We start from the raw sequence: 21,174 nt of genomic DNA, 5'->3' as shown, positions 1-21,174 counted from the left end.
TGGCGCTTCCCATAACTTCAGGTTTCAAATGGCCCTTCGCAACATCGCGATCATCGCGCACGTCGACCATGGCAAAACGACACTGGTCGACGAGCTTCTGAAGCAATCCGGCTCCTTCCGCGAAAACCAGAAGGTTGCGGAGCGCGCCATGGATTCCAACGACCTTGAACGTGAGCGCGGCATCACAATTCTCGCGAAGTGCACCAGCGTCGAGTGGAAGGGCACGCACATCAATATCGTCGATACGCCAGGCCACGCCGACTTCGGCGGCGAGGTTGAGCGCATCCTGAACATGGTCGATGGCGTCGTCGTTCTGGTCGACGCTTCGGAAGGCCCGCTGCCGCAGACGAAATTCGTCGTCTCGAAGGCGCTGAAGCGCGGCCTCCGCCCCATCGTCGCGATCAACAAGATCGATCGCCCGGACGAGCGTCATCTCGACGTCCTGAACGAAGTCTTCGACCTCTTTGCCAACCTCGACGCAACCGACGAGCAGCTCGACTTTCCCGTGCTTTACGGCTCCGGCCGCAACGGCTGGATGGCGCGCGATCCGTCGGGTCCCGCTGAAAACCTGGCGCCGATGTTCGACCTGATCCTTGAGCATGTGCCGCCGCCGGCCGTCGACGACGGTCCGTTCCGCATGCTCGCGACGACGCTCGACGCCGATCCGTTCCTCGGCCGCATCCTGACGGGCCGCGTCACGTCCGGTACGGTCAAGCCGAACCAGGCGCTCAGGGCGCTCGATCGCGAAGGCAAAGTCATCGAGAACTTCCGTGTCCAGAAAGTTCTCGCGTTTCACGGCCTTGAGCGCACACCGGTCGAGTCCGCCGGCGCTGGCGACATCATCGCCCTTGCAGGCATGAGCGAAGCCAACGTCGCCGATACGCTGGCCGACCCCTCCGTGACGGAGCCGCTTCCGGCCCAGCCCGTCGATCCGCCGACGCTGTCGATGACGTTCCGCATCAACGACGGTCCGTTTGCGGGTCAGGAAGGCGACAAGGTCCAAAGCCGCGTCATCCGCGACCGTCTTCTCAAGGAAGCCGAGCGCAACATCGCGATCCGTATCGAAGAAAATGAAGATAAGGACAGCTTCACAGTCTCGGGCCGCGGCGAGCTTCAGCTCGCGATCCTGATCGAAAACATGCGCCGCGAAGGCTTCGAGCTGACCGTCTCTCGCCCGAAAGTCGTGATCAAGACCGATCCCGAAACCGGCGAGCGATTGGAGCCGATCGAAGAAGTCATCGTTGACGTCGACGACAACTACACCGGCGTCGTCGTCCAGAAGCTCTCCGAGCGCAAGGGCGATCTGCTCGAAATGCGCCCATCGGGCGGCGGACGCACGCGCATGGTATTTCACGTCCCGACGCGCGGCTTGCTCGGCTATCAGGCGGAGCTGCTGTCCGACACTCGCGGCACCGGCATCATGAACAAGCTGTTTCATGACTATAAGCCCTTCAAGGGCGAGATCACCGGACGCCGCACCGGCGTTCTGATCTCCAACAGCCCGGGCGAAGCCGTGGCCTACGCCATCTTCAACTTGCAGGATCGCGGACCTTTCATGGTCAATCCGCAAGACCGCGTCTACGAGGGCATGATCGTCGGCGAGCACTCGCGCGAGAACGACCTCGAAGTGAACGTCGTCAAGGGCAAGAAGCTGACGAACGTCCGCGCCTCCGGCAAGGACGAAGCCGTGCTTCTGACGCCGCCGATGCGCCTCACGCTCGAAAAGGCGATGAGCTACATCACTGACGAAGAGCTGGTGGAAGTGACGCCGAAGAACATCCGCCTGCGCAAGCGTTGGCTCGATCCGAACGAGCGCAAGCGCCAGAGCCGCCGGAGCGATGCAGACCGCGCGAGCGGCGCCGCTTGAGGTAACGGGAGTTCATTTCCCTGTGATTCCAGGCTCCTGGGAAAAATTCCCGGGTTGTTCTGGGGAGTCTGCCGCCCAAATAACGCATGGGTGATAGACCAAATCATAGGAGAGAGACCTGATGAAACGTTTCGCCATCGCAGTTGGTGCCGTGTTCGCGATGTCCATGCCGGCGTTCGCTGATACCCCGCTTAGCGAAGAAGAAATGAAGGGCGCAACGGCCGCAGCAACCGCATTGGGCTGCGAAGGCGGCAAGTGGGAAAAGGAAACCGAAGGCACCGGCGTCTTCGAGCTCGACGACGCCAAGTGCAAAAACGGCGCCTACGACCTGAAGTTCGACAAGGACTTCAAGTTGATCAACATGAGCGCCGACTGATCTCCCCGGCAAATTCCATTTCGCGGGCGGCTTCAAGGAGCCGTCCGCATTTTATTGCCCGTCCTCGTTTTAAAGCGTCCCAACAATTTGACTTCCCAATCAGCCTTTGGTTTCTCTTGCTAAAGGCCTCGTCTCATCGTGCATCAAGGCCCCGGGCGGAACACGCTGAGAATGCTCCAAGCTTTAATATTGGTTGATGTCCTCCTCGGCGCGCGGGGATGCTCGTGATCACTTGGCCGGACGGTATAAGGCCGACGCCCGCATTCGAGCGCGCCGCGGCCTTCATGGCGGAAGAAACCGGCAATCTCTTCGTCACCGGCCGCGCCGGAACCGGCAAGTCGACGCTGCTCAAAGCCCTGCGTGACGCCTACGAAGATCGCATGGTCGTCTTGGCCCCGACCGGCCTCGCCGCGATCAACATCGGCGGCCAGACCATCCATTCGTTCTTCGGCTTTCCGCCGCGCCTCATCCAAGAGAACGATATCCGCCGCAGCCGCAACGGCCGCGTGATGAGGCAACTTGAGTTCGTCGTCATCGACGAAGCCTCGATGGTGCGATCCGATATGATGTGGGCGATCGATAGATCGCTCCGCGTCAATCGTGGCCGCCCCCGCGAACCCTTCGGCGGCGCGCGTCTTCTGCTGTTTGCGGATTTGCATCAGTTGCCGCCGGTGATCCAGGAACGCGAAGTCCTGGCCCATCTCACGGACGAGCACGGCAGCCCGTTCTTCTTCTCGATTCCCGCACTTCGCGAAGGCAGCGGCACCGCACTTCTCGAACTCGACCAGATTTTCCGCCAGACCGACGACGCCCTCATTCGCGTGCTCAACGCCGTCCGCGAGGGTAACGTCAGCGACGACGACCTGCACTTCATCAACAAGCGCGTCAGCCCGATCCGCACGCTGTCCGAGGGCGAGTCGTTCGTTATCCTGACGACGACGAATGCCGCCGCGAAACGCATCAACACCGCTTATCTCGAAGCGCTTCCCGGGCGGGGCAATCGCTTCGATGCCAACATCACCGGAGATTTCGCGGCCAACGTACAGCCTGCTGAAACCGCGCTCGACTTGAAGCCCGGCGCCAAAGTCATGATGCTGCGGAACGATCCCGACAGGCGGTGGGTCAACGGCACCATCGCCCGGGTGTCCCGGCTGACCGAGAAGCAGGTCTTCGTCGAAGTCTCGGGCAAGGAATATGAGGTCGAGCAGGTCGCCTGGGAGCACCGCCGCTACGCTTTCGATCAGTCGCAAGACAAAATTGTCGAGACCGTCGCCGGTACGTTCAAGCAATTTCCGCTGCGGCTCGCCTGGGCGCTGACGATCCACAAGGCCCAGGGCTTAACCCTCGACAAGGTGTATATCGACCTTGGGTCCGGCACGTTCGCACACGGCCAAACCTACGTCGCACTTTCGCGCTGCCGCACGCTCGAGGGCCTGGCGCTCGCTCGCCCCCTCACCCGCCGCGACATAATGTTCGATCCTAGCGCGATCGGCTATCGCGATGTTTTCTCGAAACTTTGATTAGTAAACTGGCAGAGAAAAATTTCATTTCGCAAGTGCGAACAAATGGATAGGAAATACCTGCCCGCATGGGTCAGTGTACTGACATATTTAGGGCATAAGGACGCGATTTGAGAGTCTGACATCCCGATTTTCGAGGCGCGCCGCAAAATCTTGTTGCAACGCACAATAAGTCTGCATATATATTCACCAATGGTTTCGCCGTCGGGCGCCAGACATAGCATTTAGAAGACCCCATTTAGCGATATTGCTCATTTAGGAGTGACCCCAATGACCGACGCTTTCACACGTCAAGTCCAGGATTTCACCAAGCAAGCTCAGGAAATGTTCACGGCCGGCAAAGACGCGAAGGTTCCGGAGAACATCTCGGCGTTCGCCGAAGACGCCATCGCAAAATCACGCGACGCCTACCACAAGCTCGCCGCCTACGCGAAAGACAACGCCAAGGTCGCTGAGGAAGTGATGCTGACGACGCAGGCCGGCGCTAAGTCGATCGGCGAGAAGATCGTCGCCAACACGCTCGCCAACACCGAAGCAGCTTTCGAAGCCGCCCAGGCAATGGCACGCGCCCGCACCTTCCCGGAAATCGCCCGCCTCCAGGCCAACTACTTCCAGCAGCAGTTTGCCATCGCTGGCTCTCAGTCGAAGGAACTCTTCGAACTTTCGAGCAAGGTCACGAAGCAGGCGCTCGAGACGGTCGGCTCCGCAACGACAAAATCGTTCGAGCAGTTCAAGAACGTCGGCTAACTCCGATGCGTTTTGCGATGCATTGCGCTGAGCAATCGTCGAGTGGGGCACTACCTTTTAAATATCGGGCGCGGAGCATGGTCTCCGCGTCCTTTTTATTTTCATGATGGCAGTTGAGTCTTGATGCCTTTTCCCCGGCTTGGGGTTAGAGTGTGTCCATGCTGAACAAGAGCCTTGAGCTTTCTGTCCGCAACGCCCGTCCTCCCGACGCCACCGCGCTCGCCGAGATTTTCCGTGATTCCTGGCGGCTCGCCTATACGGGCATTCTTCCGGCTCTTCATCTCGAACGCGAAATTTTGCGCCGGGACGCCACATGGTGGCGCCGCGCCATCGCTGCCGAACGAAATCTTTTGGTCGTCCAACACGGCGAGACGATCGCCGGTTACGCCACGTGCGGCAGAGCCCGAGGCGGCGGCCGCGACGTCGGCGAAATCTACGAGCTTTATCTCACCCCCGTTTACCAAGGTCTCGGCATGGGAGAGCATCTATTCGAAGCCTGCCGCGCCACCCTAGATGCCCTGGACCTCGAACGCTTGATCGTTTGGGCCCTCGAAGGCAACGATAAGGCGCACACCTTTTATATGCGCTGCGGCGGCCGCCCGACGCGCCGGTCCTGCGTCCGCTTTGGTAAAGGTATGAACACGCGCATCGCCTTCGAGTGGTAAATTCGAGATTTCCCTGACATTCCTCTGATTACGCTGTTTCCTATTTTTTGCGTCGACGTGCGACGTATGAACGGTTGTGCGACTGGCGCTTTCCCGGCAAGTGTGACGCCCAAAAGAACCGCTTAATCTTGAGGTCAATTCCGATGCGTCTCGACGCGATTCTGCCCGGTAAAAACCCGCCCGACGATATCAACGTCGTGATCGAAGTCCCGGTCGGTGGTGAGCCGATCAAATACGAAATGGATAAGGCCTCCGGCGCCCTTTTCGTCGACCGTTTCCTCTACACGCCGATGCGCTATCCCGGAAACTACGGCTTTGTTCCCCATACACTCTCATCCGATGGCGACCCCATCGACGTGCTCGTCTGCAATACGCGCGCGATCATTCCCGGCGCCGTCATCAACTGCCGCCCCGTCGGCGTCTTGGTGATGGAAGACGATGGCGGCGGTGATGAAAAGATCATTGCGGTGCCGTCGAACAAGCTCACCAAGCGCTATGAAGCGGTCAAGACCTATACCGATCTCCCGAAGATCTCGGTCGAGCAGATCGAGCACTTCTTCGCGCACTATAAAGATCTTGAGCCGGGCAAATGGGTCAAGATCGACCACTGGGGCCACGTCGACGAAGCCCGTGATCTGATCGTCAAGGCGCTGGCGCGCGCCAAGACGCCGGCGTGATCTTTAACGATCGTCAACAAACACGACGTTTAGCCCGCCCTGACCGCGAAATTCGTGCGGCTCCTCTTTACGCTCGCGTAACGGCGTTGCTATATCGGCCCGCCGAATGGCAACCATCGAGCCGACCGGAGATAGCATGAAGATCGCCGTTATGGGCGCGGCCGGCCGAATGGGCCGCGAACTGATACGCGCGATCGTGGCTGAGCCCGATTGCACGATTAGCGGCGCGACCGAAATGGTTGGCTCCCCCGTTGTGGGAAAAGATATTGGCGTTCTTGCTGGCCTCGAGCCCATCGGCATCGTCGTCAGCAGTGACGCCGCCGACGTCATTGCCGCCGCCGACGCGATCGTTGATTTCACTGTCCCGAAGGCAAGCGTCGAATTCGCACGCCTCGCGGCCAATTCGCGAACGGCCGCCATCATCGGCACCACCGGTTTCGATCCCGCCTCCGACGCCGCGATCGTGGAAGCCGCCAAAAAGACGGCGATCGTCAAGGCCGGCAACATGAGCCTCGGCGTCAACCTCTTGATGGCGCTGACGCGTCAGGCTGCGGCCGCCCTCGGGAACGACTTCGATATCGAAATTGTTGAAATGCATCACCGCATGAAGGTCGACGCCCCTTCAGGCACGGCCTTGATGCTCGGCGAGGCGGCCGCTTCGGGCCGCGGTCTTGATCTCGACGCGCATTCCGTGCGTGTTCGCGACGGCGTTACCGGGCCACGCCGCCGGGGCGATATCGGTTTCGCAACGCTGCGCGGCGGCTCCGTCGTCGGCGAGCACACCGTAATTTTCGCGGGCGAGGGGGAACGGATCGAGTTAACCCACACCGCGACCGACCGGGGAATTTTTGCGCGCGGCGCGGTCAAAGCCGCGCTTTGGACAAAAGACCGTGTCCCAGGTCTTTACGATATGACCAACGTATTAGGTATTTCGCACTAAGAAGATTGCCGAAACCGCAGCCGGAGTCTCCTAGACGAAGATATGACAGACGCCCTGACGGATAACATCCTGGTGCTCGTGCGGCACGGCGAGAGTGAGTGGAACAGGCTCAATCTCTTCACCGGCTGGCGCAATCCCGACCTGACCGAGAAAGGCGTTATCGAAGCGCGTGTCGCGGGCCGAATGATCCGCGACCATCGCGTCAAGTTCGACATCGCGTTCACGAGCGCTCTGAAGCGCGCGCAGCACACGCTCGACATCATCCTGGCCGAGATCAACGAGCCCGACGTGCCGATCATCCGCGATGCCGCTTTGAATGAGCGCAACTACGGCGCGCTGTCAGGCCTCAACAAAGATGAAGCCCGCAAGAAATGGGGCGAAGCCCAGGTGCAGACCTGGCGCCGGTCCTACGACATTGCCCCGCCCGATGGCGAAAGCCTGAAAGATACGCTCGCGCGCGTACGCCCCTATTACGACAAGGCGATCTGGCCGCAGATTACGGCGAGCAAAAACGTCATCATCGTCGCGCACGGCAACTCGCTGCGCTCTCTCGTGATGATCCTCGAAAACCTCACCGCCGACGAGATCCTCGAACGAGAGCTTGCCACCGGCGCTCCCATTCTGTACCGGCTCGGAGCGGATGGGCGCGCCATCGACCGCAAGGACCTGCTTCCAGCGCGATCACTCGCGGCGCCGCCCGAGGATCGTATCGTCTGATCGCGGACTGATCAGCCCGGGGGGGGTGTCTGATGGCTCTTGAAGAACTCGGCCTCGAAGGCGAACACACGAAACCGCGCGATAAGCTGATCGGCATTTATATCGGCATTCTCGCCGTCATTCTGGCTATATGCAGCCTCGGCGGCAGCAACGCGCAACAGAATGCCCTTCAGGAAAATATCGCGGCGTCCAACGTCTGGTCGTTTTTCCAGGCCAAGAACGCGCGCCGCCAGGCTTTGCGCCTGCACGCCGAAGAATTCGAAATCATGCTCAAGATGTCGCCGACCATGCCGGACGACGCAAAGACGATCATCGAAGCGAAAATCGCCGACTACAAAGTCCAGGACAAACTGCTGACCAGCGATCCGAAAAGCGGCGAAGGTCTCGACGAACTTTTCACCAAGGGCAAGGCGCTCGAAGCGACCAGAGACGAAGCTTTGAAGCAAAACCCCTATTTCGACTACGGCCAGGCGCTTCTGCAGATCGCGATCGTGCTGGCGTCGGTAGCTCTCATTTCCGGCGGCAACATGCTTCTCTACGTCAGCTTCATGCTCGGCGGCCTCGGCGTCATCCTGACGTTCGGCGGCTTCACGCTCGCGTTTCCGCTCCCGGGCTTTCTCTCGTAGTCCTCACTTGATCTCGAACGAAACGACATTCGTCGCGATGATACCGCCGTCGCGAATAAGCGCGACACGCCCGTCGTAGCGGCCTTTGGGCCAGGGGTCTTTTCCCCGCCGCTTGCCGATGAACGCCACGAACGTCGCCTTGTCACGTTCGAGGGCCGCCGTGCTTTCATCGAACAGCTCCCCCGAAGGTCCGAGCGCCGTAAAGTTGACGCGGTCGCCCTTCTTGAGATTGATGAAGCGCCCAAAGAGAACGAACCCTGGCGACGTTGGGCTGAGCGGTACGAAATTTCCGTCGTCGAGCTCCAGCGCGTCGGCGTTCGGAGCGTCGCCGGCGAACGCGGCGGCGATCGTCTCACCGTTCTTGTAGGGAAAGGCTGCGGCTGCCGCCGGTTCCCACATCCCTGGCCCCCGCGCATTCGGATCGCACGCGCCATCGATGGCATCCGGCAGAAACGGATCGATGAGCTTGCCGTTGTGGCGAACACTCAAATGCACCTGCGCGAAGCCCGCCATGCCCGAGAACCCGGCTTCGCCAAGTTGCTCGCCGCGCTTGACCGATTGGCCTTTCTGCACCCGAACGCTGCCCTTGCGCAGATGGCAGTATTGGGTCTCCCAGCCGTTGCCGTGGTCCAGGATGACGCCATTACCGCACTCGCGCCCCGCAACGTCCTGGCGCTTGGCGGCCTTAAAGAAAACATCCTCCACGCCGTCGCGCGCAGCCTTCACCGCGCCATCGGCCGACGCCAGCACGGGGAACGGTGTCTTCGTGGCCGCCGCCGCGGACAGCAGCCGGAAATCGACGCCGCTGTGCTGGTCGTAAGTCGCGCCCCCGCACATGTAATCCTTAACACCCTTACCCGGATCGACGTCGACATAGGTCTGGATGAAGCAGGTCTTGTGCGGCTGGCAGGCAATCGGCAGCGATAGCTGCGGACGGTCGTCCGCAGGCGCGACTGAGGCCAAGAAAGGCCCGAGAATGGCCGCCAAAGACAGAAACACGGACCAACGCCGTCTCGGTTGCATAGAACCCTCTGCGCCAAAGTGCCGTTTTTAACAGCCGAGTGCTTGCCCGGCGCCTGCTCAAACGCTAGCACTCCCCGACCGAATTCCATTTTGAGTTGGCCAAGGATTGTTAACCGATGACGACGCACACCCTCCTGCTCCTTCCCGGCGACGGTATCGGCGTCGAAACGATGGCGGAGGTTGAACGGCTCATCGCGTTCTTCAACGCCAAGAGCAAGGCCGTCAACTTTGTCGTCGAACACGATCTTGTCGGCGGCGCCGCCTATGACGCCCACGGCGTCGCAATCACCGACGAAGCAATGGCCAAGGCGCGGAAAGCCGACGCCATAATTTTTGGCGCCGTTGGCGGCCCGAAATGGGCGGACGTTCCCTATCAGCACCGGCCGGAAGCCGGGCTGCTGCGCCTGCGCAAAGACCTAGATCTTTTCGCCAACCTGCGCCCCGCCATCTGCTATCCGGCCCTCGCCGATGCTTCGAGCCTGAAGCGTGAGCTGGTCGAAGGCCTCGACATCATGATCGTGCGCGAGCTGACGGGCGGCGTCTACTTCGGCGAGCCAAAGGAAATCGTGACGCTCGAAAACGGAGAGCGCCGCGCAGTCGATACGCAGGTTTACACAACAAGCGAAATCGAGCGCATCACCAAGGTCGCATTCGATCTCGCCCGCAAACGCCGGAATCTCGTCCACTCGGCCGAGAAACACAACGTCATGCGGTCGGGCGTGCTCTGGAAGCAGGTGACGACCGAAGTTCATAAGTCCTACGCACCCGACGTAAAGCTCGAACACATCCTGGCCGACAATTGCGCGATGCAGCTGATCCGCAATCCGAAGCAGTTCGACGTCATCGTCACCGACAATCTCTTCGGCGACGTGCTGTCCGACGAAGCCTCAATGGCGACGGGATCGCTCGGCATGTTGCCGTCGGCATCCCTCGGCGCACCCGATGCGAAGACCGGCCTGCGTAAGGCGCTTTATGAGCCAGTCCACGGCTCAGCCCCCGACATCGCCGGCCAGGGCCTCGCCAATCCGATCGCGACGATCGCCTCGTTCGCGATGGCACTGCGCTATTCCTTCGACCTCGGCAAGGAAGCCGATCTCGTCGAAAAAGCCATCGCCAACGTTCTCGATAAGGGCCTGCGCACCGGCGACATCATGCAGCCCGGCATGACCAAGGTCGGCACCAGCGAAATGGGCAAGGCCATCGAAGCCGAGTTCAAGGCTCTTACGGCTTAATTATAGTCGCGCTTGGCGGCCGGCTCGACGAAGGAGAGTCGCCAAGCGCAATTAAACGCTCGGCGAGTCCTTGCAAGCGCTCGCCTGTCCTTGGATTGCGCCGCGTGCGGTCCAGCGCGGCTTGCCGTCATTCGGACCGGGAGCGGCTTCTTCCGTGCGCGACACGAAATAAAACTCGTAGCAGTTCGTATCGACGCGCATGACGCGATAACATCCGCCCGTCTCGTCGAGATCGTAGATCGTGCAGAGCGTGCCCTGCGTGATCGACCAGTGCCCGCCGAGCGTCATGCCTCGCTCGACGTAGTGGAGGCGGCCGTCGCTGCCGTAGCTTTCGGTAAACGGCTTGCTGTTGGCGTAGCGCCCGTCGATCGTTGCGTTGGAAAACCGTTGCAGCTCAGAATCGTTCAGCCACGCCGAAATGGCGGACGAGCGCGACGCGAGTCCCGGTGCGGAAAGCATCAGCGCTCCGGCTGCAACAGCCATCAATGTTCGAGAGAGATGCACGGTGGCCTCGTCTGTCCTGCGTCTGCGGCGGAATACTCGCCGCTTGTCGCGAAATAAGATGTCGCCTTCGCGGCCGTCGAGCCGCGTCGAGCGCCGGTGTCGGCGTCAAATTCTGTTACCAAAATGAGATTAACATCGCATGGAACAAACGCGGTCGGCGGGTCCGGCGGCAACGGCCTTGACGGTCCTTGAAAATCGAGCCCGAGCCGCGTATGTGAACCACCAAAGAACACGCGCCGCGTCCAGACTCTGACTCGACGCAAACCATCGAAATTTCAAGGACATAACCGCCATGGGCTATAAGGTCGCCATCGTCGGCGCCACCGGCAACGTAGGCCGCGAGATGCTGAACGTGCTCGCAGATCGGAAGTTTCCGGTCAGTGAGCTGCACGCCTTGGCCTCGCGCCGCTCGATCGGGACCGAGGTATCTTTCGGCGATTCCGTCATCAAGTGTCGTGACCTCGAGACGTTCGATTTCTCGGACATCGACTTCTGCCTGATGTCGGCCGGCTCGGCGGTTTCGAAGGATTGGTCGCCGCGCATCGGTGCCAAGGGCGCTATCGTCATCGATAACTCGTCATACTGGCGCTACGACCAGGACGTCCCGCTGATCGTGCCCGAAGTGAACGGCGACGCGATTCGCGGCTTCACGAAAAAAAACATCATCGCCAATCCGAACTGCTCGACGGCCCAGCTCGTGGTCGCGCTGAAGCCGCTGCACGACGCGGCCAAGATCACGCGCGTCGTCGTCTCGACCTATCAATCTGTCTCCGGCGCCGGCAAGGATGCCATGGACGAACTGTGGGCGCAGACCAAGGGCAAGTTCGTGCCCGGCCAGGAAGTCGAAGCCAAGAAGTTCCCGAAGCAGATCGCTTTCAACTGCATTCCTCACATCGACGTCTTCATGGAAGACGGCTACACGAAAGAGGAATGGAAGATGTTGGCCGAGACGAAGAAGATCTTGGACCCCAAGATCAAGCTGACCGCGACCTGCGTCCGCGTCCCCGTATTCGTCAGCCACTCGGAATCGGTCAACATCGAGTTCGAGCGGCCGATCAGCCCCGAGGAAGCACGCGAAATCCTGCGAGCTTCACCCGGCATCATGGTCATCGATAAGCGCGAGCCGGGCGGTTACATCACACCGGTCGAGGCTGCGGGCGAATATTCGACCTTCGTATCGCGCATTCGCGAAGACGCGACCGTCGAGAACGGTCTCGCGATGTGGATCGTTGCCGACAATCTTCTGAAGGGCGCGGCTCTCAACGCCGTCCAGATCGCCGAGACGATCGTCAATCAGCGCCTGCTGCCGAAGAAAGCAGCCTGAGGTTCAGCACTTCGAGCTTGATGATAATAGGAACGCCGGCGGCTTACTTGCCGGCGTTTTCCTTTTCTCTCAGCTTGTTGAGCGCCAGCACGATGGCATTGAGATCCTGCAGGAAACGATCGCGCTGCTGCGCCGGAAGGGAAGAGAGAATGCGCTCGTCGACCCTGCGCGCCATCGGATCGTGGGTCTTTAGAACGCGAGAGCCCTCGTCCGTCAGCTTGACGGCATAAGCCCTGGCGTCATCGCGTGTGCGGCGGCGCTGCAGCAGACCCTTCTTGAGCATTCGGCGAACGACGTCGGCAAGCGTCGAACGATCGATGCCGGTCAGATCGACGAGCTGCGTCTGACTGAGCCCTTCGTTCTGCGCGACCGTCAGCAGGATCGCGTATTGACGAGGGGTAAGCTCATCATTGCCGAGTTCTGTCTGAAACATTTCGGACGCGCACTGTCCGGCTCTGTGTAGCAAATGCAAAGGCGACCGCTCGAGGCGGCTGCTTGCGGAGTCTCGTGCCATTCCATGCCCCAAAGATCTTGCCGGACCCGTCCAACACTTTGGCCTCGGACCAGCCGGCAAAATCCAACCGTTTGATTGTTGTTCCCGAAAGGAACACGACAGCGGTCAGCGCGTCCAGCGAAAATTCCCCGAGCGATTCAAGAAATCGAGCAAAATCTCGGATGGTGAAATGACGCGTGCGATCCAGCGCACTCAGATGTCGTCGGTCACGTCCGAAGCGCTACCGGAAGTCGTATCTTCGTACTTCTTCAAGACACCAATCTGCGCCATCGCGAACACGAACGTGAGCGGCATGATACCGAACACTTTGAACGTCACCCAGGTGTCGGTGGTGAATAACCGCCACATCACTTCATTCAAAACCGCGAGTACGATGAAGAAGACTGCCCAGCGGACCGTCAGGATGCGCCACCCTTCTCTCGTCAGATGCATTACGTCGCCGAACACGGTCTTGAGGAACAGCCGCCCGAAGTACAGTCCGCCCAGCAGAATGGCCGCGAACAATCCGTTCACGATCGTCGGCTTCATTTTGATGAAATGGTCATCCTGCAGATAAAGCGTCAAACTGCCGAATATCAGAACGAAAACGCTGGTGACGAGCGGCATGGTGGCGATGCGGCCAAGAAAGATCTGCGACGCCACGAGCGCGATGACCGTCGCCACCATGAACGCCGCCGTGCCCGCGAAAATGCCATAGTGGCTGTTCGCGAAGAAGAAGATCAAAAGCGGCCCAAGCTCGACGACGAGCTTGATGATCTGCTTGCGGTCGAGCTGCGGACCCGCGCTCGCATCGGTAATTTTATCCGGCTCCGACATTGTCTCGGTCCTTATTCGTGAACCGGATCAGGCAGGCGATACTTCTGCATGAACCGCGTGAGTATCCAAGCGTAGATGCCTGACACCGGCAGCACAATGGCAACCTTGAATAGGATCCAGACGTTCACGCCGCTCATTTCGTGGCCCAAGATCGCGTAGAGATGATCTTCCACGTAGACCCTGCGCACGTATTCGTTGGCAACGGCGGTGAGTATAAAGAAGAGCGCAAAGCTCCACGTGAATTTGTTCCAGCCTTCATCCGTATAACGGAATGTTTTCTCAAAGACGTACTGGAAGAAATTATGTTTCACATACAGGCCGCCGATCAGGAACAGCGCGAACAGCGCATTGAAGATCGTGACTTTGATCTGAACCCACATCGGATCGCCGGTGATCAGCGTCAGCACTCCAAAAACCACGGTCACGCTCGACGCGATCAACGGAAAGATGGGAGGGCGATGAAACATGTAGAACATCACGCCAATCGCCATCAGCGTCGTGATGATCAGAGCCCAGGTTCCGGCCTCGATGCCAAGAGCCGCATTGACGACGAACATCGTCACCAGCGGCCCGAACTCGCTCATAATATTGATGACCTGCTCGGCGTTGAACGGAAACCAGCTCTTGCGCGCTGGCGTCGCCGAAGCATTGCGAATGTTTATGTCTTGCGTCATTTCGTGATCCGTCTCCGCGGCTTTATATTCCGGCAATGGCGTGGGCGAAATCCGCAGCGGAAAACGGCTGCAGATCGTCAGCACCTTCCCCAATGCCGATGGCGTGGACGGGCAACCCGAACTTGGCTGCAATCGCGACGAGGATACCGCCCCGCGCCGTCCCGTCGAGTTTCGTCATGACCAATCCTGTCACTCCGGCGCGATCACGAAAAACCTCGACTTGCTGCAAGGCGTTCTGGCCGGTTGTCGCATCGAGCACAAGCACGACGTCATGCGGAGCGCTCGGGTCCAGTTTCTTTAGAACGCGTGTAACTTTTTCGAGTTCTTCCATCAACACCTGCTTATTTTGCAAGCGTCCGGCGGTATCGAGCAAAAGGACATCCGCGCCTGATGCTTGCGCCTCTTTTAAGGCGTCGAACGCCAACCCTGATGAATCGCCGCCAATTTCGCGCGCGACAACCGGACACCCCGCGCGTTCGCCCCAAACCTTCAATTGATCGATCGCTGCGGCGCGAAACGTATCGCCCGCCGCAAGCAAAACCGATTTGCCTTCGGCTTTGAATTTGGTCGCAAGTTTACCGATCGTCGTCGTCTTGCCAGTACCGTTAACGCCCACCATCATGATGACGTGCGGCTTGTGCGACGGATCGATGACGAGTGGCTTCGCGACCGGCGCCAACACGCGTTCGACCTCGGTGGCCAAGATCGTGCGAACCTCATCGGCGGAAATGCCTTTTTCAAATCGCCCCTTCCCGATGGCGGCCGTAATGCGGCCGGTGGTTTCCAAACCAAGATCGGACTGGATCAAAAGATCTTCAAGATCATCGATCGTATCGGCATCGAGCTTGCGCTTCGAAAAGAGATCGCTGATTCCCGACGTCAGCTTCGACGAGGTCTTGCCGAGTCCCGACTTCAGCCGCTGAAACCAGCTCAGCTTGACGGGCTCGGCTTTCGCCGCTTCGACCGGCATAGGAACGTGCGCTGAATCAGGAACGCTCGTCTCGGCCTGCGGTTCTTCTGCTGCGGCGGGCGTTGCAGCGCCGCCCTTGAACAAGCGGCCGAACAACCCTTTGCTTTTTTCCTTGGGCTCGCTCACGCGCAAGCCTCGCCGACGAGACGCTGCGAATCCGCGCTCGTGATGTGCGTCCGCACCACGTCACCCCTGACGTGCGAGATCATCCCCTGAAACACGACTTCGGCAAACTGCGGCGTTCGTCCCTTACCGCCGTTCTCGACCAGAACGTCGACGGCCCTGCCGCATTGAGACTCGAGATACGAAGCGAGCACTGTGGTTCCTTTTTCGCGCAATCTTGCAGCGCGTTCCTTGATGATCGTCCCGCCGACTTGCGGCATGCGCGCAGCCGGCGTCCCGCGCCGCGCTGAAAATGGAAAAACATGGAGATACGTGAGACCGCACTCATCGACGATACGATAGGAACTCTCGAACATGTCGTCGGTTTCGGTCGGAAATCCCGCGATCAAATCGGCGCCGAACACCACATCCGGCCGAAGCGCGCGCGCCGTCTCGCAAAACGCGATGGCGTCAGAACGCAAATGCCGCCGCTTCATACGCTTCAACGTCAGATCGTCTCCCGCCTGCAACGACAAATGCAAATGCGGCATCAGACGTTCCTCGTCCCGCAGCGCGATCATCAAATCTTCATCGGCCTCGACCTGATCGATCGACGACAGCCGCAAGCGCTTGAGCTCAGGGACATGCTTCAGCACTTGCCGCACGAGCTTTCCAAGCGTCGCCCCGCCGGGTAGATCGCGGCCGTACGACGTGATGTCGACGCCCGTCAGCACGGCCTCTGCATAGCCTTTCTCGACGAGCGTCCGAACCTGCGTGACGATCTCACCCGCCGCGACCGACCGCGACGGACCGCGTCCATAGGGAATGACGCAAAACGTGCAGCGGTGATCGCAACCATTTTGAATCTGCAGATACGCGCGCGTATGCGATTCAAATCCGTCGAGCATATGCGACGCGGTTTCGCGAACGCTCATGATGTCATTGACTTGCACGCGCTCGACGTCCGCGATCGATAGCCCGGCGAACGTCTCGGCCTTCATCTTCTCGGCATTGCCGATGACATGATCGACCTCGGGCATGTCGGCGAAGCGCTCGGGCTCGATCTGCGCCGCGCATCCTGTCACGATGATGCGCGCATCGGGCCTCTCGCGCCGAAGCCGGCGAACCATCTGCGCCGCCTGGCGAACAGCTTCGCCCGTAACCGCGCACGTATTGACGATGATCGCATCGTCGAGTCCCGCTTCGCGCGCATGACGGCGCATAACCTCGGACTCATACGTATTGAGCCTGCAACCAAGCGTGATCACCTGAGGTTCGGACATGAACGCGATCGTCTTCTTTTCTCGAAAAGCGTCCACTTAGCCGCCTTTGGCCGACCGCACTAGACAGACACTGTCGCTAGCTTGGAAAAATCGATGGCACCCTCGTATTCGAACTCGACGGGGCCTGTCATGAGAATGTGATTGTTCTCGGCCCACTCGATCCCGAGGACACCACCCGGCAGCGTCACTTCAACCTTGCGCCCCGTCAGCTTCTTGCGCGCCGCGCAGACAGCCGCAGCGCATGCCGCCGATCCGCAGGCGAGCGTCAAGCCCGCTCCGCGTTCCCAGGTTCGCAGAAGGATCGAAGCATCCGACGTCACCTGCGCCAGCGAGATGTTCGCGCGCTCGGGAAAAATCGGATGATTTTCAAGCAGCGGCCCGAACCGGCCGAGATCATAGGCCTCGATGTCATCGACCCAGAACACCGCATGCGGATTGCCGACATTGACGACCGACGGCGAATGCAGAACCGGCTCATCGATCGGGCCGACCTGCAATTCGATGGCCCGCGTATCGCGAAACTCCTCCGAGAGCGGGATATCCTGCCAGCCGAACTTGGGTTCCCCCATATCGACCGTGATCGACGTCTGATCGCGAACAACCGTATCGAGCACGCCGGCCCGCGTCTCGACCAGGAAGCGGGTGCGGGCGCCGCCCTCCGACAAAAACCAGCCGACACAGCGCATACCGTTGCCGCAGGCCCCAGCTTCCGAGCCATCGGCGTTATAAATCCGGACATAAGACTCCGTGCCGCCGGTCCGTGGCGCATGCAAGACCATCATCTGATCGAACCGGGACATCCGATCGGCCGCGATGGCCGTTACCTCTTCCGGCGTGAACGTCTTGGAACTGTTCCGCAAATCAACAACGACGATCTCGTTGCCGAGGCCGTTCATCTTCAGAAATGGGAGAGAGGTCGCCGTATCCATGATCGCTATATGGCGAGAACCGGGAAAAATGACAATTCCGAACGCGTCCGAGCTTCCCTATGACGCCCGTAAGACGCCTTTGACAGCGCTCAATCCATGTCCTCAACTTGTCCTCTATACGGAACAAACGTCCTTGATCGGCCGTTAAGATCGGCGATTGGCTTCGTCTCGCATTTTTTGGCAGGCATCGTTCCCATCCCGAAGAGATTTCAATGGCGCAAAGTCCGTCGACTCCTTTGCTTTTCCGCCTTGCCTTCGCCCGCGCCCGCCCCTGTTACTGCTATGGTTGCATCTGCTTGACCCCGGACGAACGAGCTTACGAGCGCCGTGTGTTCCGAATGGCCCGCGCCTGGGGCCGGCAAACGAAAAACTCCGGCGCCCGATAAAGCCGCCCTTTCGTTAACGAGACCGCCAACTAGGCTGATCGGCCGGTGTGACGAGCGCGCAAGCCCGCCGGAAATTCCGTTGCCCTGCCTTGCCGTAGGTCGAAAATCGGCGCACAGCTTGCGCTTCCAGGCCCGGGGGCAGCTTTCCGAATGACGAGTTTCGCGCGCGCCGTTGCTGTGGCTGGCTTTGCCGCCCTCATTGCGCTTGGTGCCGCGAGTTCCGGCGCGTCCGCCGACGATATGCTGTACGCCCTGAAAATCGGCGCCCTGGCTCACGACGTTCCCGATCTCTGGAGCGGCTTCCAGGTCGAGCACAACGCCGTCGACATCAACATCGAAGCCCAGTTCAAGGCTGCCTGGGCGCTCCCCTGGGGAGTTATCCGCCCCGTTATCGGCGGCTCGATCAACACCCGCGGACAAACGAGCGACGGCTATATCGACGCCCGCTGGCAGGGCGATTGCCCGTCCGGACTGTTTTTCGGCCTAGGCCTGGGCGCGGCCATCCATGACGGCGAAATCGGCGGCGAAGGCTCCGATCCCGACAGGAAATGGCTGGGTTCCAGAGTGCTCTTTCATATCCCGATGGAAGTCGGATACCACCTCGACGAGCACAACGACGTCTCCGTCTACTTCGAGCACATGTCGAACGCCTACACCCAGAAATACAACGAAGGCATGGACCGCATCGGCGTCCGCTACGGCTACCGGTTTTAGCAAACCATTTCCGTCGTCCTCAAGCGCATGCGCCCGACTCCGCGCAGCGGAGTAGCCGCAGCCATCAAAGTTGACTTTCCCGCCCCTTTCCCCCATACCCACGCCATTCCGACGGCCCTGACCTCAGAGCCGCCGCCCTGCACATGGCCTCTTTTCGCGAAAAGACCGGGAGGCAGGGGGGTTAACATCCGGCAGCGCGTGGCGCTCCCGGGTGCGTTTGTGCTTTGCGCTGCCGACCCCATGTCTTCGTCATCCCGGCGAAGGCCGGGATCCAGACAAAGCAAACCCGACGCAAGTTTGACTGGGCCCCGGCCTGCGCCGGGGTGAAGGAATTTAGGATTGGCGCCGGTGATCCGGCAAACGAACGGTCGGGATGTTTCAAAGTCTCACAGAACGCCTCTCCGGCGTCCTCGACAAGCTCACCCGTCGCGGCGCGCTGACCGAAAGCGACGTCGTCGAGGCGATGCGCGAAGTTCGCCGCGCGCTGCTCGAAGCCGACGTCGCGCTCGATGTCGTCAAAGACTTCACCGAGAAGGTCAAAGCCAAGGCCGTCGGCGCCGAGGTCCTCCGCTCCGTCACGCCCGGCCAGATGGTCGTCAAGATCGTCAACGACGAACTCACCGCGATGCTGGGATCCGACGCCCAGCCGATCGACCTGCACGCCGCCCCGCCCGTCGGCATCCTGATGGTCGGCCTCCAAGGTTCGGGCAAGACGACGACGACGGCCAAGATCGCCTACCGCCTGACGAACCGCGACCGCAAAAAAGTGCTGATGGCGTCGCTCGACACCCGCCGCCCAGCCGCGCAAGAGCAGCTTCGCGTCCTCGGCGAACAGACCGGTGTCGCAACGCTGCCGATCATCGCCGGACAGACGCCGCTACAGATCGCGCGCCGCGCGGAAGATGCCGGCAAGCTCGGCGGCTACGACGTCGTCATCTACGATACCGCCGGCCGCGTCACGATCGACGAAGAATTGATGGATGAAGTCCGCGACGTCAAAGCCGCGATCCATCCCCATGAAGTTTTGCTCGTCGCCGACGCGCTGACCGGCCAGGACGCGGTCAACACCGCGAAAGCTTTTGACGGCCACATCGGCGTCACGGGCATCGTGCTGACCCGCGCCGACGGCGACGGCCGTGGCGGCGCCGCGCTCTCGATGCGCGCCGTAACCGGCAAACCGATCAAGCTCATCGGCGTCGGCGAAAAGTGGGACGCCCTCGAAGATTTCCATCCTCAACGGATTGCGTCCCGCATTCTCGGCATGGGCGACGTCGTCTCACTCGTCGAGAAGGCCGCGCAGACGATCGACGTCGAAAAAGCGACGAAGATCGCCGAGAAGATGAAGAAGGGGTCGTTCGACCTCGAAGACTTGTCCGATCAGCTTCAGCAGATGCAGAAGCTCGGTGGCATGGGCGGAGTGCTTGGCATGCTTCCGGGCGTCGCCAAAATCAAAGGCCAGATCAACGAAGCCGGTCTCGACAAGAGTCTCGTGCATCAGCGTGCAATCATCTCGTCGATGACACCGAAAGAGCGACGCAACCCGAAGATCCTGGACGCCAGACGAAAGCGCCGTATCGCATCCGGCGCCGGCGCCAAGGTCGAGGAGATCAACAAGCTTCTCAAGATGCACCGCCAGATGGCGGACATGATGAAGTCGATGGGCCGCAACGGTGGCATGTTGAACAAATTCCTCGGCCGCACCGGCGCGGGCCCTTCCGAAGCCGAAATTCAGTCGATGCAGGCCGAGCTTGCGAAACTCGATCCAAAAGCCCTCGAACAACTTCCCGACGATCTCAAGGAACAACTCATCAAAGGTGCGTCCGCACCTGCTGGCGGCACACCTTCATTGCCGCCGGGATTTACCCGCGGTCTTCCCGGACTCGGCGGTGGACCTCCAAAAGGCTTGCCGGGTCTCGGAGGCGGAATGCCGAAATTCCCCGGACTCCCAGGAAAGAAAAGATAACCCCCCTCAACACACCATTCGATTTGAACAGGAGAAAAAGAACATGTCGGTAAAAATTCGTTTGTCGCGCGGTGGCGCGAAGAAGCGTCCGTATTACTACGTCGTCGTTGCCCACGGCACGAGCCCCCGCGACGGCCGCTACATCGAGCAGATCGGCACCTTCGATCCGATGCTCAAGAAGGACGATCCGAACCGCGTGAAGCTCAGCGAGGATCGCGTGAAGCACTGGCTCGGCGTCGGCGCCCAGCCAACCGACCGCGTCCTCCGCTTGCTTGACATCACGGGCCTTGCGAAGCGCACGCCCGGCAACAATCCGGAAAAGGCGAAGCCGAAGAAAAAGGCTCAGGAGCGCACCGCCGCCGCTGCCGAGAAGGCTGCCAAGGCTGCCGAAGCCGCCGCCCAGGGCGAGCAGGCGTAAGCTTCATCGCGACCGCACGAAAACAAAACCTCTCAGGGCGCAGCCGCCCTGAGAGGTTTTTTTGTTGCAGATCCGACTGGCCCAAGTCTTGGAGCGCTTTCGACCCTTAAGCGTGGATTGGATCGAGGGTGCGAAATTGTACGAGAAAGTGACCGTCGACGGCCTTTTTGAGATCACACGGGTCAAA

Annotated in this window: 22 protein-coding genes; 14 read left to right on the top strand and 8 right to left on the bottom strand. The window is 60.3% G+C overall.

Features of this window, described 5'->3' with window-relative positions; translation table 11 throughout:
• Positions 1-28 precede the first annotated feature (28 nt).
• The 9 genes from typA to WC811_RS12695 all read left to right on the top strand — a co-directional run bounded on the left by typA (position 29) and on the right by WC811_RS12695 (position 8,135).
• Positions 29-1,867 carry a translational GTPase TypA gene (gene typA, locus WC811_RS12735; protein WP_372645072.1) on the top strand — a complete coding sequence of 613 codons (1,839 nt, stop codon included), beginning with the start codon at positions 29-31 and terminating at the stop codon, positions 1,865-1,867.
• Positions 1,868-1,988: 121 nt separating this feature from the next.
• Complete coding sequence (locus WC811_RS12730) at positions 1,989-2,243, top strand: hypothetical protein (RefSeq protein ID WP_372645070.1); 255 nt, start codon at positions 1,989-1,991, stop codon at positions 2,241-2,243.
• 224 nt (positions 2,244-2,467) lie between these two features.
• Positions 2,468-3,763: an ATP-dependent RecD-like DNA helicase gene (locus WC811_RS12725; protein WP_372645068.1), complete on the top strand. Its 1,296-nt coding sequence runs from the start codon at positions 2,468-2,470 to the stop codon at positions 3,761-3,763.
• Between the two features lie 270 nt (positions 3,764-4,033).
• A complete protein-coding gene (locus WC811_RS12720) occupies positions 4,034-4,510 on the top strand; it encodes a phasin family protein (protein WP_372645066.1) in 477 nt (158 codons plus the stop codon).
• Positions 4,511-4,668: 158 nt separating this feature from the next.
• Positions 4,669-5,175, top strand: a complete 507-nt coding sequence (locus WC811_RS12715) for an N-acetyltransferase family protein (RefSeq protein ID WP_372645063.1) — start codon at positions 4,669-4,671, stop codon at positions 5,173-5,175.
• Between the two features lie 143 nt (positions 5,176-5,318).
• Positions 5,319-5,852, top strand: coding sequence for an inorganic diphosphatase (gene ppa, locus WC811_RS12710; RefSeq protein ID WP_372645061.1), 534 nt, complete (start codon positions 5,319-5,321; stop codon positions 5,850-5,852).
• A gap of 136 nt (positions 5,853-5,988) precedes the next feature.
• On the top strand, positions 5,989-6,792 hold the full coding sequence (dapB, locus tag WC811_RS12705; RefSeq protein ID WP_372645059.1) for a 4-hydroxy-tetrahydrodipicolinate reductase: 804 nt from the start codon (positions 5,989-5,991) through the stop codon (positions 6,790-6,792).
• 42 nt (positions 6,793-6,834) lie between these two features.
• Positions 6,835-7,509, top strand: coding sequence for a 2,3-bisphosphoglycerate-dependent phosphoglycerate mutase (locus WC811_RS12700; RefSeq protein WP_372645057.1), 675 nt, complete (start codon positions 6,835-6,837; stop codon positions 7,507-7,509).
• Positions 7,510-7,541: 32 nt separating this feature from the next.
• Positions 7,542-8,135 (top strand): DUF4337 domain-containing protein, encoded by a 594-nt coding sequence (locus WC811_RS12695; RefSeq protein WP_372645055.1) that lies wholly within the window; start codon positions 7,542-7,544, stop codon positions 8,133-8,135.
• A gap of 3 nt (positions 8,136-8,138) precedes the next feature.
• Here the strand turns inward: WC811_RS12695 and WC811_RS12690 are convergent, their stop codons facing one another.
• Entirely contained in the window at positions 8,139-9,134 is a 996-nt protein-coding gene (locus WC811_RS12690) for a M23 family metallopeptidase (protein ID WP_372645053.1), read from the bottom strand.
• A gap of 140 nt (positions 9,135-9,274) precedes the next feature.
• Here WC811_RS12690 and leuB point away from each other — a divergent pair, with 140 nt between their 5' ends.
• Positions 9,275-10,390, top strand: coding sequence for a 3-isopropylmalate dehydrogenase (gene leuB, locus WC811_RS12685; RefSeq protein WP_372645051.1), 1,116 nt, complete (start codon positions 9,275-9,277; stop codon positions 10,388-10,390).
• 51 nt (positions 10,391-10,441) lie between these two features.
• Here leuB and WC811_RS12680 read toward each other — a convergent pair whose 3' ends face one another.
• On the bottom strand, positions 10,442-10,894 hold the full coding sequence (locus tag WC811_RS12680; RefSeq protein ID WP_372645049.1) for a hypothetical protein: 453 nt from the start codon (positions 10,892-10,894) through the stop codon (positions 10,442-10,444).
• Between the two features lie 292 nt (positions 10,895-11,186).
• On the opposite strand from WC811_RS12680, the gene WC811_RS12675 reads away from it, so the two are divergent.
• Positions 11,187-12,218, top strand: coding sequence for an aspartate-semialdehyde dehydrogenase (locus WC811_RS12675; RefSeq protein WP_372645047.1), 1,032 nt, complete (start codon positions 11,187-11,189; stop codon positions 12,216-12,218).
• A gap of 43 nt (positions 12,219-12,261) precedes the next feature.
• Here WC811_RS12675 and WC811_RS12670 read toward each other — a convergent pair whose 3' ends face one another.
• The 6 genes from WC811_RS12670 to dapF all read right to left on the bottom strand — a co-directional run bounded on the left by WC811_RS12670 (position 12,262) and on the right by dapF (position 17,506).
• The gene (locus WC811_RS12670) at positions 12,262-12,651 is read right to left on the bottom strand and encodes a MarR family winged helix-turn-helix transcriptional regulator (protein ID WP_372645045.1); all 390 of its coding nucleotides are present in this window, start codon (positions 12,649-12,651) and stop codon (positions 12,262-12,264) included.
• A gap of 273 nt (positions 12,652-12,924) precedes the next feature.
• Positions 12,925-13,548, bottom strand: coding sequence for a septation protein A (locus WC811_RS12665; RefSeq protein WP_372645043.1), 624 nt, complete (start codon positions 13,546-13,548; stop codon positions 12,925-12,927).
• An 11-nt stretch (positions 13,549-13,559) separates the two neighbouring features.
• Positions 13,560-14,222, bottom strand: a complete 663-nt coding sequence (locus tag WC811_RS12660) for an inner membrane-spanning protein YciB (protein WP_372645041.1) — start codon at positions 14,220-14,222, stop codon at positions 13,560-13,562.
• Between the two features lie 22 nt (positions 14,223-14,244).
• Positions 14,245-15,288, bottom strand: a complete 1,044-nt coding sequence (gene ftsY, locus WC811_RS12655; RefSeq protein WP_372645776.1) for a signal recognition particle-docking protein FtsY — start codon at positions 15,286-15,288, stop codon at positions 14,245-14,247.
• A 26-nt stretch (positions 15,289-15,314) separates the two neighbouring features.
• On the bottom strand, positions 15,315-16,577 hold the full coding sequence (gene mtaB / locus WC811_RS12650) for a tRNA (N(6)-L-threonylcarbamoyladenosine(37)-C(2))-methylthiotransferase MtaB (protein WP_372645039.1): 1,263 nt from the start codon (positions 16,575-16,577) through the stop codon (positions 15,315-15,317).
• 59 nt (positions 16,578-16,636) lie between these two features.
• The gene (dapF, locus tag WC811_RS12645) at positions 16,637-17,506 is read right to left on the bottom strand and encodes a diaminopimelate epimerase (RefSeq protein WP_372645037.1); all 870 of its coding nucleotides are present in this window, start codon (positions 17,504-17,506) and stop codon (positions 16,637-16,639) included.
• Between the two features lie 536 nt (positions 17,507-18,042).
• Between dapF and WC811_RS12640 the strand changes: the two genes are divergently transcribed.
• The 3 genes from WC811_RS12640 (at position 18,043) to rpsP (ending at position 20,987) form a co-directional block, all read left to right on the top strand.
• Positions 18,043-18,606: an acyloxyacyl hydrolase gene (locus tag WC811_RS12640; RefSeq protein WP_372645035.1), complete on the top strand. Its 564-nt coding sequence runs from the start codon at positions 18,043-18,045 to the stop codon at positions 18,604-18,606.
• A gap of 373 nt (positions 18,607-18,979) precedes the next feature.
• Entirely contained in the window at positions 18,980-20,569 is a 1,590-nt protein-coding gene (gene ffh / locus WC811_RS12635; protein WP_372645032.1) for a signal recognition particle protein, read from the top strand.
• A gap of 43 nt (positions 20,570-20,612) precedes the next feature.
• Entirely contained in the window at positions 20,613-20,987 is a 375-nt protein-coding gene (gene rpsP / locus WC811_RS12630) for a 30S ribosomal protein S16 (RefSeq protein ID WP_372645030.1), read from the top strand.
• The last annotated feature ends 187 nt before the right edge of the window (positions 20,988-21,174 follow it).

It is taken from the genome of Hyphomicrobium sp., assembly GCF_041659645.1.
Lineage (GTDB): Bacteria > Pseudomonadota > Alphaproteobacteria > Rhizobiales > Hyphomicrobiaceae > Hyphomicrobium_B.
Note: the sequence above shows the minus strand (reverse complement) of the source record. Positions and strands in the feature narration are given on the sequence as shown.